General features: G+C 54.8%; 8 protein-coding genes. 4 read left to right on the top strand and 4 right to left on the bottom strand.

Annotated elements, in window-relative coordinates; genetic code table 11:
• Positions 1–67 precede the first annotated feature (67 nt).
• Together KTH_RS02660 and KTH_RS02655 are read left to right on the top strand one after the other, a co-directional pair.
• Entirely contained in the window at positions 68–1,918 is a 1,851-nt protein-coding gene (locus KTH_RS02660; RefSeq protein WP_497616270.1) for an N-acetylmuramoyl-L-alanine amidase, read from the top strand.
• A 163-nt stretch (positions 1,919–2,081) separates the two neighbouring features.
• Positions 2,082–2,963 (top strand): SDR family oxidoreductase, encoded by an 882-nt coding sequence (locus KTH_RS02655; protein ID WP_497616268.1) that lies wholly within the window; start codon positions 2,082–2,084, stop codon positions 2,961–2,963.
• A gap of 126 nt (positions 2,964–3,089) precedes the next feature.
• Here KTH_RS02655 and KTH_RS02650 read toward each other — a convergent pair whose 3' ends face one another.
• A complete protein-coding gene (locus KTH_RS02650) occupies positions 3,090–3,218 on the bottom strand; it encodes a hypothetical protein (RefSeq protein ID WP_497616266.1) in 129 nt (42 codons plus the stop codon).
• A 339-nt stretch (positions 3,219–3,557) separates the two neighbouring features.
• Between KTH_RS02650 and KTH_RS02645 the strand changes: the two genes are divergently transcribed.
• Complete coding sequence (locus KTH_RS02645) at positions 3,558–5,300, top strand: peptide ABC transporter substrate-binding protein (protein WP_497616264.1); 1,743 nt, start codon at positions 3,558–3,560, stop codon at positions 5,298–5,300.
• A 56-nt stretch (positions 5,301–5,356) separates the two neighbouring features.
• On the opposite strand, the gene KTH_RS02640 is transcribed toward KTH_RS02645, so the two are convergent.
• The gene (locus KTH_RS02640; RefSeq protein WP_497616262.1) at positions 5,357–7,393 is read right to left on the bottom strand and encodes a WD40 domain-containing protein; all 2,037 of its coding nucleotides are present in this window, start codon (positions 7,391–7,393) and stop codon (positions 5,357–5,359) included.
• Between the two features lie 703 nt (positions 7,394–8,096).
• Positions 8,097–9,485, bottom strand: coding sequence for a mercuric reductase (locus tag KTH_RS02635; RefSeq protein ID WP_497616261.1), 1,389 nt, complete (start codon positions 9,483–9,485; stop codon positions 8,097–8,099).
• A gap of 379 nt (positions 9,486–9,864) precedes the next feature.
• Here KTH_RS02635 and KTH_RS02630 point away from each other — a divergent pair, with 379 nt between their 5' ends.
• Complete coding sequence (locus KTH_RS02630) at positions 9,865–11,937, top strand: serine/threonine protein kinase (protein WP_497616260.1); 2,073 nt, start codon at positions 9,865–9,867, stop codon at positions 11,935–11,937.
• A 64-nt stretch (positions 11,938–12,001) separates the two neighbouring features.
• Here KTH_RS02630 and KTH_RS02625 read toward each other — a convergent pair whose 3' ends face one another.
• Entirely contained in the window at positions 12,002–13,354 is a 1,353-nt protein-coding gene (locus KTH_RS02625; protein ID WP_497616258.1) for an ABC transporter ATP-binding protein, read from the bottom strand.
• Positions 13,355–13,380: the final 26 nt, after the last annotated feature.

Below are 13,380 nucleotides of genomic sequence, written 5' to 3'. Positions count from 1 at the left end.
AAAGCATTATTCTTTTTACCTTGATTGTCTCGGATCGAAAGAAGCAAACGAGAAAAGGATTTATTGTATGTCTGGAAGACGCTTTACGTGTGCAGGCGAGAAAGCCCGGTGGCCTCGCGTGCTGCTCTTTCTCGCGACATGCGCCATGCTCCTTATCGGGACGCTGTTTCTCCAGTCCGGCGTTGTGCTGGCAGTCTCTACCGATACGAAGCAGACAGCAGGGACGCTTCACGCGTTGTTTACACAGGCAGCACAGGAATCGGGAGTTCCCGAAGCGCTGCTCCTGGCTATCAGCTATCAGGAGTCGCGCCTGAGTGACAACAACTGGCATCCGAGCATTGATGGCGGCTATGGATATCTGCATCTGGTGAAAAACGAGCGCGTCAATACGCTTGACAAGGCGGCTCAACTCCTCAAGCTGCCCGCCGATGCACTGAAGCGCGACGCGGCGGCCAACATTCGCGGAGGCGCTGCGGTTCTGCGTTCACAGGCTATCGAACTGAATGGAAAGCTGCCCACTTCCCTGAACGACTGGTACAACACGGTTGCCCTCTATAGCGGCTCGAATAGTCGCTCGATCGCCGCGCTCTACGCTGATAAGGTCTACGAGTTGTTGCAGAAGGGCTTCAGCGTTGAGACGAAGAGCGGCGAAGTGATCACGGTGTCTCCGCAACAGGTGCAGCCAAACAAGCAGACATTTCAGGCGCAGGTTGTCTCGCGCATGGCGCAATCGCCTCAGCTTCCTGCCGGATGCACCAACTCACATGAGGGTGTTGAATATCCAGACGCCATTAACTGTATTATCCCGCCCGAAATCGGCGATTGTGCCCGTTCCTCTGAGCATGTGATCTGTAACTACGATTCCTCCTCGTCCCGTCCCGATGACTACCCGATTGATCGCGTGGTCATTCACGATATCGAAGGCTCTGCCGCCGATGCGCTGAATATCTTCCTGAACCCCAAAGTGGAGTACGATGTCAGCATACACTATGTGGTTGGTAGCGATGGAACCGTCTATCAGGTGCTCCACGAGCGCGACACGGCCTATCAGGCGGGCAATATCTGGTACAATCATCACTCCATCGGCATTGAGCATGAGGGCTACGCGGATACCGGCTATCTCTGGTACAACGCGACCATGTATCTTGCATCGGCCAAACTGAGCGCCTACCTTGCCGACAAGTATCATATTCCTATCGATACCACGCATTTCGTGGCGCATGGTGCGACTCCGTCCCCGACGATCGGACTGAGCAATCATGATGACCCCGGCGCCTACTGGATGTGGCGCTATTACCTCAACGCGATCGACAAATACAGCAAGGCGCGTCAGACGCAGCTCAAGCTACAGCCGTTCACGTTGACGCTGTTCCCTGAGTCGAGTCTGAAGATGTACGGGGGCTCAAAGCCAACACCTGCCAACTTCAACTACTTCTATATCTACAAGGAGCCCGATACGAACAGCCCCTTGATTATGGATACGCAATACGCGTACCAGGGGAATAACAATATTGACGCGCTGAAGAGCTACGTCTTCACCGATATCAAGCGTGATCAGGGGCACAACGGTTACACGATGTATAAGATCAATTTCTCGGTGCAGCCCGATCCGAGCAAACCGGCCCAGTTTGTGCAGGGCTGGCTTGCTGTGCCCGATGGCGTGAAGGTTGAGTTTGGCGCGTTCGGGCGGCTCGTCAAGCTTCACTCGACGGATGGCAATGACGTGAAGATCTATGGCTCGCCCAGAACGTTCAGCTCGTCCTCGTACGTGATTGGCAACGCTCCTGATGGGGCGCTGTTCGTCTCGCCCGAGAAGATCGCCGAGGACGGTTCGGGCAGGATCTGGTACATGATTAACTATAACCATCGTCAGGCGTGGGTGCCTGTTGACGAGCTTGCCGACGCATATCAGTACTAGGTAGTGTTTGGAGCGTGAGAGCGGTTCGGTTACTCCGGGAGAGGGTGCGGCCTGTTGGGCCGGCCCTCTTCTCTTTTGCCAGCAAAAAAGGTATGATGGGGATATGTAGTTGTAAGGGAGAAAGAAAGGACACTGAAAAAAGACAAAGAAAGGATATCGTATAATGTTGGCATCCAGACCGTTACAGGGAAAAGTCTGTCTGGTGACCGGGGCAAGCTCCGGTATTGGCAAGGCGACGGCACTCGGGCTGGCTCACAGAGGCGCCCACGTCGTCATGGCATGCCGGGATCTGGCGCGAGGGGCAGCGGCACAGAATGAGATTCAGGCGCACAGCGGGAATCCGCACGTTGACCTCATGCAGGTTGACCTTGCCTCTCAGGAGTCTATTCGCCAGTTCGTGGCCCACTTCAAAGATCGATATACGCATCTTCATATACTCATTAATAATGCCGGTATTAGTAACTTTTCACGGCAGGAGACGGAGGACGGCATAGAAGAGACGCTGGCCGTGAATTATCTGGCTCCGTTTCTGCTGACAAACTTACTTCTGGATAAGATCAAAGAAAGCGCTCCTGCGCGTATTATCAATGTTTCGTCTGATATGCAATCTTCGGGCACAATTGATCTGTTTGATCTTCAGTTGAAAACGGGGCGTTACAGTTTTCCGCGAGCGTACAGCCAATCGAAGCTGGCGCTGATCCTGTTTACCTATGCACTGGCTCGCAGGCTGGAAGGAACCGGGGTTACGGTCAACTGCCTGCATCCCGGGTTTGTCGCGACAAACATCGGTCAGCAGGATCTCAGTCCTGCACTGAAGGCGCTTGCAGGGCTGCTCCTGCCACTGCTTGGGAGCAAGCCCGACGAGGGAGCCAGAACCACGCTCTATCTTGCGACCTCTCCTGAGGTTGAGGGCGTTACTGGCAAATACTTCATCAAGGGCGTGCCGAAGAAGTCAGCGCTGGTCTCCTATGATCGCGTGCTGCAAGAGCGCCTATGGGAGGAAAGCCTGAAGCTGACGCACCTTGAGTCGGTCGCGGTGCGGTGATCTGATCATGAGGGCCAGAAGCATTCGCTGGCCCTCGCTCCATAGCTTCTAGAAGCCTTCAAGCACCAGTTTGTCGGTCTCTATCTTCAGTCTTCTAAGCACCTCCGCACCACTTTGCGAGCTCTTTCACCTTCTCGCGCTGGTTTGCGGCGTTGATCGGTGTTCGGTCATCGTCGTTTTGAGCATACCAGCGCCGCCCCGGTGTTGGGCAAGCGCTGTTGTTCGCTGATAGCGATATAGCTCGATTGCTTTCATTTTTGAAGTTCCTTTCTGGAAGGAAAGAATAGTAGCGCTGGTATTTCTACAAACCACACATAGTAGATGTTGTATTCATTCTATGGTTCTCATGTGGGCGGTTATCTCAGCAATGGAGGAAATAGATATATACTGACAGCAAGACAATGGATGAGTTAAGAGAAAAAGCGCCTCAGGCTGGTGCTCAAGGTGGAGAGATGACGACGTTTCTGCGGAGTGTGAGTTTTTCAAGGCGTATGACGTAATACACTAAAACTTTATCTTTTTCTCGGGTAGGAAGGAGGTTATGTATTCGTTTTCCCTTTTCACGTGAGCTTCGTAAATTCGGAGGATCAATATATGCGCTCAAAATCTGTGCTTTCAATCAGTTTACTCCTGCTTATGCTGTTGCTTGCGGCTTGTGGCGGCGGCAGCTCCTCAACGCAATCGGGAGGGAAAGCCTCCGACGATCAGCAGATTCTAACGATTCCCATCGGTGGGCGGACAGAACTGCAATCATTTGACCCCGCCCTGGTGACAGAACAGGCCTCAATTCGCGCCGTCAATCTGGTCTTTACCGGCCTGGTGCAACTGAACAACAAGCTTGAAGTCGTTGATCAGCTTGCCGAAAGCCACTCTGTCTCAGCAGACGGCCTCACCTGGACCTTTAAGCTGCGCCCGAACCTGAAGTTTAGCGATGGTACTCCGCTGACTTCAAAGGATGTGGCCTACAGTATTGATCGAGCTCTCAAACCGGAATTGAAGTCAGCCGTCTCGACGGTCTATCTTGGCCTCATCAAGGACTCACAGAAGCGCTTTGATGGCAAAATTCCCACGCTGATCGGTCATTCTATCCTGACGCCGGATGATCAAACGGTTGTGTTGCAAGCTGAGAAGAAGGCGGCCTATTTCCTGCAAACGCTGACCTATCAGACCTCATTTGTCGTCCAGCGCTCAATGATTGAGAAGTATGGCGATAACTTTGCCGAACACCTGAGCGAAGGAATCGGCGGCGCAGGACCGTTCAAAGTATCAAAATATGTGCGTGGCAAGCAAATCGAGTTTGTGCCGAACCCCAACTACTACGGGAAGAAGCCCCAGTTGAAGAAGGTGGTGCTGGTCTTCTATCAGAAGGAAGATACTGCCTACCGTGCTTATCAGAGTAACCAGCTTCACTGGGCCTTAAATGTGCCTTCACAGCAGATTGAGCAAGCAAAGAAGCTTCCGAATAATCAGTTTCTCAATATCCCTCAGTTGACTGTTGGCTATTATACGATGAACTACCTCGTCAAGCCATTCGATAACCTCAAGGTCCGTCAGGCGTTTGATCTGGCGATTGACAAGGATTCGATTGCCAACAGTGTCTACAAGGGAGCGGTGATCCCGACCAACCATATCGTACCAGCCAATATGCCGGGTTATAACGAGAATCTGACCGGGCCACAGGGCGTCAAAACGACCAAAGGTGATCCAGCGCTGGCGAAGAAGCTGTTTGAAGAGGGCCTGAAGGAGTCGAACATGACCCGGGCAGACTTTCCCCAGATCACGCTGACGTTCGCCTCGCGCGGCTCCGCTGATATCAGGAACGAGGCCTCTGCCGTCCAGCAGATGTGGAGTCAGGTGCTTGGGGTGAACATCAAGCTGGATGACGTAGACTACAACAAGCTGCTGACCGAGCGTAATCGAACCGTCAATAACCCTGATGGAATGCAGATGTGGCAGTTGACATGGGGCGCGGACTATCCCGACCCGCAGAACTGGTTGACACTGCTGTTCGGTAAGGGATCGCCCAAGAACGCGATGAACTACGGGCAGAACAATTCTCCGATGGCACAGGAACAACAGGAGAATCAAAAGCTGATGGAACAGGCAGATGCAAACCAGAACGAAGAACAGCGCATGCAACAGTACCATCAGGCTGAACAGGCGCTGGTGAATGACGTCGTCTGGATTCCGGTGTATCAGGACGCCGATAGCATGGTGCGAAAGCCGTGTGTGACCGGGATTGTGGATAATGCGCAAAGCTTTATCCCACCTGAGGACTGGGCCAACATCTATATCACCAACGCGAAACCCTGTGCTGATGTCTCAGCATATCAATAAGTATTGATCTGCCACTGGAAACGAGAGGCTGAAGCGTTTGCTCAGCTTCTCGTTTTTTACTGCTGACCGATCTGGAAAATGGCGATATTTCGTTGTTTGGTCGCGAGGGCCAGCCGGCGCTGCGAGGCCGAACCAGTCATCAGCAGTGGCGAGCCATTGAGCGCCGAAGATGGCAGAATCTGCATGACCTGTTGCTTCATCTCCACCTCATCGGTACGCCAGAAGCGGATAGAGCCATCTGTTGCGGCGCTTACCAGCCAGTTTGAATCGCTGCTCCAGAGGATGCCGATCACCTCACGCCGGTGGTCCTCAATCGCGACAAGCAGCTTGCCACTCTGCGCCTCCCAGATGCAGATGCGGTTATCCTTTTTCCCGCCGTAGCTTGCCAGATAGCGACCGTTCGGGCTCCACGTCAGAGCGCGAACCTCGTCATAGTGTGCGGGCCAGTAGGCGAACTGCCGATTTAACGAGGCATCCCAGACGGAGATAAAACAATCTGCGCCCCCGGTTGCCAGCAGCTCCTGATTGGGCGACCACGCGACCGCCTGTACACCCTTATCACGGTGTACCAGTCGCCGGGTGATGACCTGTCCTGTGCGATCCCAGACGCGCACCACGCCATCACGTCCCCCGGTTGCCAGCATCGCGCCATCGGTGGTCGGGTCCATCGTCGTTGAGCCGCCCTCGTGGCCTTTCCATGTGCTCTCAGGATGACCTCCCGAGGTGATATCCCAGATGCGTACGGCCTCGTCGCTGGATACAGTAGCGATATGCTTACCATCGGGCAGCCAGCAGAGCCCCTGTACCTTGCCCTTGTGCCCCTGCAAGATGCCAAGATAGCGCCCGCTGTCCTGCTGGACCGACCAGAGCCGAATCTGTCCATCCTGTGCGCCAGAGGCGAGATATTGCCCATCGGGCGACCAGCTCAACGAGAGAATCGCGGCGGTATGGCCGGTGAATTGATAGAGTTGTGTTGCTCCCCGGGGAAAGGCCGTCTCGGGAACAGATGGCGTGACAAACTGCTCCACCGGTTCTGGTGGACGCTCCGGCAGCTCGATAGGCGGCACGCTGGCAAGCTTCCCCGATGCAAGATTGCTCGGTGAGGGAGAATATTGCTGTGGCCTGATGATCGTCTCGGGTGGTGGCGGTGCGGCAAGGGCGGAGATGCGCCCGGGATCACTCCAGCTCGTGAGCGTCTGGGAGCGTGCGGGGCTGAATTCGCCCGTTTGCCCGGTTCTGAGCACGCTTTCGAGGGCAGCCCGAAAGGCGAGGTCAAAGGTGCGGATATCGGGGAAGCGCTCGGCTATCTGTCCGCTGCGGGCGCGTCTCAGGGTCAGATCAAGGGGATGCATGGGCGAAATGAGCGGCTGATACTCGCCTCCAAGGTATCCAGAGGACGGCGGCAGCACGCGCTGTCTCAGCAACAGATATGCCAGTGAAGCGAGGGCAAACTGATCCGAGGCCGCCTCGGCTCTGCCCGCAAGCTGCTCCGGAGCGGTGTACGGATCGGGTACAGCGGGATTCTCGCTGCCTACAAACGAATAGTAGAAATCGCAGACCTGGAGTTTGCCGGGCGCGACAAGCAGGCAGTTCTCCGGCTTGAGATGCCCGTGGACGATGCGGACGCCATGCGCAAGGTGCAGCGCCTCCGCGATCTGGTGAATAATGCCTCCGACCGCCTGGAAAGAGAGGCGCGACCGCTTTTCCAGGTAGGCCGCGAGCGAGCCATTTTCCTCGCACGGCGAAATAAGCGCCAGCAGATCACCCCGGCCAATTTTATCAGCGCGTAAGATCGGGTGAATGTGGGCGTGATAGAGGGTCTGAAGCAGCTTTGAACGCAGGAAGATGGTGGAGTTTATCTGTCGCAAGACGCGAATCACAACCCTGTCTCTGACGCTTCGTGTTCCGGGAACCGCGACTGTCGCGAGATACAGGTCCATGCGCCGGGAAGATTTGAGCAGTGAAGTCACGCTCCACTGGCCGATGGGCGCTCCCGCGAGAAGGAAGCCGCATCCGGGCGCTTCGCAGACCAGTCTGTCGGCGGGAAGTCCCGGGAACGAGTGGCGCTCGTAAGGATTTAAACACGTGAACATACCATTCCTCTATTTGTGCTTCATTCATTGTTTGCCTGTTCCTGAAATCGGGTGAGGATGCCTCACCGGAGACGAACTTCAGTTTTACTGTATCATAATTCCATCAATGCTCTATAATCCGGGCCAGAGATCAGCGCGGTTCTGTGCCGCATTGTTCCAGTCATTGGACGCTTGCTTGATATACAGTAGACTCATCGTATGGCCCCAATGCGGCGGTGTATGGGAAGAGAGGGCAAAAGAAACGGCTCTCAGACCAACACAGAGAAACGAGGAGATATCATATTCCTCATCTTCCCTTTTCTGAGGAAAGGCACCTCTTTCTGACCCCCATCGTCGGTGCTTTCTCCTTTTTTCTGCTCGTGCGTGCAGCAAAGAGCGCTTGTCATAGCTTCCTGTTTTGCTGAAACAATGCCGAGCTGCTTTGCGGCATATTATACAGGAAAGCATTGAAGAATTCAATTGTGTCTCCTTGTCCTCGAAGGCGCAAAGAGATAGCCCTATTCCTTGAATTTTTTTGATTATCTGCGAAACGATTTTCTCCTGTTTTGAGACCGGTTTTCTCTGAAGAAAAGGAAGTGGGAGATTCTTTCTATAGTTTCATTTTTTGAGGAAGAGTACAGGAAGTATTTCTGTGGTACGCTGAAGAAACAGAGGAGCTATACCGCTTCCTCGGGCAAAGAAGAAGCGGTATAGAAGCAAACGTCTACTCGATAGAAGTGAAGAGCGAGTTCAGCGACTCAGCCAGCGTCGGATGCGTGAATACGCCATCTTTCAGCGCGGTGTAGGGAAGCTTTCCCATCATTGCTATCTCGATCATGCTCATGATTTCCCCGCCATCGATTCCCAGTATAGCGCAACCCAGGATCTGCTTGCTTTCAGGATCAATAAGCGCCTTCATTACACCTCTGGGTTCATCTACTTCCAGTGCACGAGAAACGGAGCTCATCGGGAGTCGGGCCACGCGGTAGGTGATGTTCTGCGCTTTTGCCTCTTTCTCGCTCAGCCCCACGCGCCCTAACTGGGGATCGGTGAAGATCGTATACGGCACGAGGCGGCCCCGGGTAGTGGCGCTGCCGTGGTGCAACAGGTTGGCGCGTAAGATGCGATAATCGTCATAGGAGATATGGGTAAAGGCCGGCCCTCCCTTCACATCGCCGATTGCATACACACCCGTGACATTGGTTTCCAGGCGCTCATTGACCTGAACATAGCCCTTCTGATCCGTCTTGATGCCCGCCGCCTCAAGGTTGAGATGTCTGGTATTTGGCCTGCGTCCGGTGGCGAGCAGGAGGTGTGAGGCGGTCAGCGTCTCCTCGCCCTTCTCGCTTTTGACAGTGATGTGAATAGTGTTCTCGGCGGCCTTCTGCACATGGGTAGGGCTGGTTCCTGTGCGAATAGTGATCCCATCTTCCTGCAAGATCTTTGCCATCTCGCTGGCGATATCCTCATCTTCTTTCGAGAGGATCTGCGGGCCCCGTTGCAGGATCGTGACCTGACTGCCAAAGCGGCGGAACATCTGGGCGAATTCCAGCGCGACATAGCCCGCTCCGACTACGACAAGGTGTTCGGGCACGCTGTCCAGCTCCATGATGGAGGTTGAGTCCAGGTATGGAACTGTATCCAGACCATCGATCGGGGGGATGGCGGGGCTATCGCCGGTATCAATAATAATTGTGTTGGCGGTCAACTGGCGGGTTTCACCATTGGTGAAGCGGACGGTCAGTGTTTTGGGTCCGCTGAAGGAGGCTTCTCCGCGCAGGAGATCGAGGTTCTGGATCTGTTCGGTGCGCTGCTCGCTGCTCTGACGATAGCTGGTGACAATATCGCGCTTGCGCTGCCGAACGCGGCGCATATCGACATTGACCGGTCCGGTATGCACGCCAAAATCGGCAGCTCGCTTGACCACATAGGCGGCCCGGGCGCTGGCAATCATCGTTTTTGTCGGGGTACAGCCAACATTGACACAGGTTCCGCCGACATGCTCCCGTTCTATGAGTGCTGTCTTGTGGCCGGCCTGCGCCAGGTCGGTCGCGATGGGTCCGCCTCCCTGGCCAGAGCCGATGATAATAGCATCATAGGTTGTGTTTGCCATTCTTTTTCCTCGCTTTTCTAATCCTGGTTCTTCTTAGTTCTTGCACGAAGAGATATGCGTTTCGGTTGTGGGGGACTGCCCCCGGGGCCGTGTGATTGCTCGGCTAACACAGATTTCCTCAAGGAAAGCCCGCTTTTCGGCATCATTCAAGCGTAAGTGCAACGATCATAGATAGAAAATCAGCGTGAAAGCTGAAGCTCAGCAGTACAAAGAAGAAGAATGTGAGATAGATCATATGAAAGAAAAGGAGAGAAATGCTATACTGAAGAGAAACAGGAGGGAAAGACGTTTCTGTACTTTTCACTGTAATCATTTCTGTCTTATTCTGTATCATCATCTCTTCTATGGAAGAGGTGGAAGGAAAGAAGAACGGTGAAAGATGAAAGATATTGGTGACACGATAGGGACAAATCGAATTATCTTTGTTTCGCCGACTGCTTCGCAACCTCTCTCAAACTGGACGTTTCTCATTGAGCAGCAGGGAGACATCCGGGCACTCAAGCTCTGGCCCGAGGTCCACTTTTCGAGTGCGCAAGAACGTCATGCCTTTCTGGATCGAGGGCACAAACTGACGGAAGTGCAGCACCCGTCACTACTTTCCGTTCTTGACTGTGGCATGGATGCAGATTCGCCATTTATGGTGCTTCATGAGGAGGTGGCGCGCGGAGAGACTGCCCGTTTGCGCTTGCTTGCCTCCGGTCAGCCCTTCTCGATAGACGAGATGCGCGCTATCATTGGAGCGGTCGGCCATGCGTTGGATGCACTTCATCAGCAGGGGTTGGTGCATGGGTGCCTGACCCCCGAGGCCATTCTATTGATGGGTGACAGCACGGCTCGGCTTGCCGGGTACCTGCCGTTTGAGCCGGCTGATACCACGCTCAGTCGGCCTTATACGCCAACGGAGCAGGCATACAGCAGGCAGGGAGATATCTATGCACTTGCCGGAGTCGCGTACGAGTTGGTAACCGGAAAGCAACCGACGGAGCCGCTCGTGTTCGAGGCTTCCATTCCCGTGGCGATTCAGCAGGCATTGCTGAAAGCGCGTGACCCGCAGCCCGAGCGACGATTTTCTACTATAGAAGATCTATTGAAGGCACTCGATATCCCGTCTGCTATAGCGGAAGCGCCGACGATCCGTATCGCTCGTAAAGATGTCGTATCCAGCCAGCCGCCACCAATCGAGGAGCCCGAGGAAGAGGAGCCGACGATCCGGCAGGCGCCTGAAGAAGAGGTATTTCAGCGTGAGGAAGCGCCGACAATCCGGCAGGCGCCTGAGCCGCTGCAATTTCCCACGCCACCGCCATACACAACCAGTGCGAAGCCTCGCAAGGGGTTGCGTATCGGGTGCCTTGCTCTGGTCGCGGTGATTGTGCTCGCGTTGCTCGGCATCCTCTTGCACAACATCTTACCGGCAAGCAGTGCATCGATCAAGATAACGCCAATCTCGCACCAGGTAACGGAGTCTCTGGGCCCCTATCAACTGACGAACCAGAGCAATATTGCACAGCAGCACTTCAAAGGTCGCTTGCTCCGCGTCACATCTTCCAAACAGGCGCAAACGGTGAAGGCGAGCAGGAATGGACATTTAGACGGGACAGCGGTGCACGGGAAGCTGGTGCTCTCGAACGCCAGTATTCCCCGGATATTGTTCAACACCTATCTTATCATCAACCTGGATAATGGGTTGACGGTCAGGACTGATGCCGATATCCTCCTGAGCTCTATTGGCTCAACAACGGTGAATGCGAGAGTAACAAAGGCGGGCACGGTCGGGAATATTGCTCCCTATACCATTTCGGGCCTCTATGAAATAACGGGCGAAAACATCACTGTCTATATCGAGAATCCCGAGGCGTTTACTGGCGGCAAAGATCCCTATGATGGACCAATTATTCAGGAAGCGGATGTCAGCAACGCGGAAAACGCGCTTCAGGATAAGCTGCAAAAGGAAGCAGAAGCGAGCATACAGAAGCAAGTGCGCCCCGGTGAAGTGCTGCTGGATAGCCCTTCCTGTGAGCGAAAGTTTCAGAATAACCATAAAGCTGGCGATCCGGCCTCCTCGGTGACGGTGAGCGGTACCCTTGTCTGTTCCCAGGTCGCCTATGACAGGGAGGAGGTCACAGCGGCAATGCTGCACCATATGCAGGACAAGGTGCAGCAGCAGTATGGTCCGCATTACAGCCTGTCGAAGGCATTTGAACCGAAAATCACAGGTTCCATTATCAGTAACAAAGGATGGTTGACTGTCTCCACCGCTGATCTCTGGATTTATCAGTTTAGCGAGGTGCAGAAGCAGGCCGCGAAAGATATAGCTGGAAAGTCGCAGGATGAGGCGCTATCGATCCTCAAAAAGAAGTATGGGGTGAAAGAGGGCCTGATACATGTGAGTGGTTTCGGGTTGCATCTTCCGAGCTCACCCGACGCGATCACCTTCACGATTGGCAAGCCATAAGCTTCGCAGCGCCAGCAAAAAGGGAGCAGTGACAACGGGCAAACGTTCTCACTGCTCTTTCTCATTACGCTTGAGGCTGCTCGCTTTCCAGCGAAAGCACGCCTGCATTGTAGTCATAGGCGAAGAGCTCCGCATAGCGCCCCCAGTCGATCGCGGTTGAGAGCAGGGTTTCGGCGTCCTCGCTGCTCATAAAGTCTTCCAGTTCACGCAGGAAGCGCTCTTCTGGTGCGCGGTGATCGGGCCGAGTGTGCAGCACAGACTGAATATGAGTGACCAGCGGCACATGTGCGATAAGCTGGCTGGCAAAGATCTGCTTCTGTTCCTCGGTGTCGCCGCGCGCGAATGCCTGGCCGGTTGGCAACAGGATGATATCGCCCTCCTCGACCCGGGCAAAGCCAAGCAGCTCGGCAGCGTCGGTCAGCGGGAACAGGTCGTCAACTTCCAGTTGCATCGACGAAGCCAGATACGGCAGATCGGCGCGGCCCTTGTGGGTCTCTTTTGCCAGCAATTCAAGCAGGCTCCCAAGCTGCTCGATAGAAGCGCCCGGCAACCGGTAGGCGATCGAGGTGCGATCTGCTCCGGCCAGCGGCGTGGCGGTCGGCTTCTCTGGCGTCGTCATAATCGTATAGATGTGCTCGACCAGCTCGCGGAACTCTGGCTGTTCGCGGTTGCGCGGTCGCGGCAACGTCACCGGAATCTCGGCGCGGATGCGCCCGGGGTTGGCGCTCAGGACAACAATGCGATCCGCCATAATGACTGCTTCCTCGATGTTATGCGTGACGATCAGCAGAGAGCGCATGGAGATACGCTGCTTCTGCCAGAGCTCCAGGAGCTCGCTCCGCAGGCGCTCGGCGGTCAGCACATCCAGCGCACTGAACGGCTCATCCATAAAGAGGATGTCGGGATTGGTGACGAGGGCCCGCGCAAAGCCGACTCGCTGCCGCATACCGCCCGACAGCTCCTTCGGGTAGGCCGACTCAAAGCCATCAAGGCCAATAATGTCGATGGCTTCCAGGGCTCGACGAGCGCGTTCAGCCGCTGGAACACCCATAGTTTCCAGCCCGAGTTCAACGTTCTGCTGTACCGTCAGCCAGGGGAAGAGGGCGAATGTCTGAAAAACCATTGCCATGCCCGGCATCGGACCAACAACCGGACGGTTGCGATAGGTCACACTGCCAGTGGTGGGCGTAATCAGCCCGATGAGTGAGCGGAGCAGCGTGGACTTTCCGGACCCCGAGCGACCGAGCAGCGCCACAATCTCACCCTCATGCAGGGTCAGGTTGATATTTTCGAGGACGTGCAGATCCTGACCCTCGGGCGTTTTAAACGATTTTGTCAGGTTGCTTGCTTTGAGAAGAGGAGCGCCCGCGTTTCGCGCTGTATTCTGCTTTGTAAGCTCTTTGATCAGTGTTTTCATGGGAGATATCCTCCTTGCACCTTTCT

It is taken from the genome of Thermosporothrix sp. COM3 (assembly GCF_059696735.1).
This window is presented reverse-complemented; position numbering and strand designations above follow the sequence as displayed.